This is a genomic window from Mesorhizobium sp. M2A.F.Ca.ET.039.01.1.1, from assembly GCF_003998035.1.
In the GTDB taxonomy this organism is placed as follows: domain Bacteria; phylum Pseudomonadota; class Alphaproteobacteria; order Rhizobiales; family Rhizobiaceae; genus Mesorhizobium.
The window spans coordinates 1-405 of sequence record NZ_RZRY01001582.1 but is presented as its reverse complement, the minus strand read 5'-3'; the positions used below and the strand labels follow the sequence as shown (position 1 = coordinate 405).

General features: G+C 72.1%; 1 pseudogene. It reads left to right on the top strand.

Going from position 1 to position 405, the window contains the following annotated elements:
- Positions 1 to 21: 21 nt before the first annotated feature.
- Positions 22 to 405, top strand: a pseudogene (locus tag EOA24_RS41015) (PLP-dependent aminotransferase family protein); the annotation flags it as partial.

The following is a 405-nucleotide window of genomic DNA, read 5'->3' as shown; positions in this document are numbered from 1 at the left end:
CTACCGGGGCAGGCGCAACTGATGTCGCAGAGCCTTGCCGGACTTGGCGATACGGACGCAATGCAGATTGCACTGAGGCCGGCGACCAGCGGCGGCACGCCGGCGGCGCGAGAGCTAAGCGCCCGTTTCCTCGCCCGCGGCGGCTGGTCGCCCCGGCCCGATGGGCTCGCCTTCACTGGCGGCGGCCGTCAAGCGATCGCCACCGCGATCGCCACCCTGGTTCCGACCGGTGCGCGCTGCGGCGTCGAGGCGGTGACCTATCCGCTGGTCAAGGGCATCGCGGCGCGGCTCGGCGTCAATCTGGTGCCGCTCGCCATGGATGAGAACGGGGTGCGCCCGGACGCCGTCGAGAAGGCGCATCGCGAGGCGCGGCTGTCCGCGCTGTACGTGCAGCCCGTGCTGCAC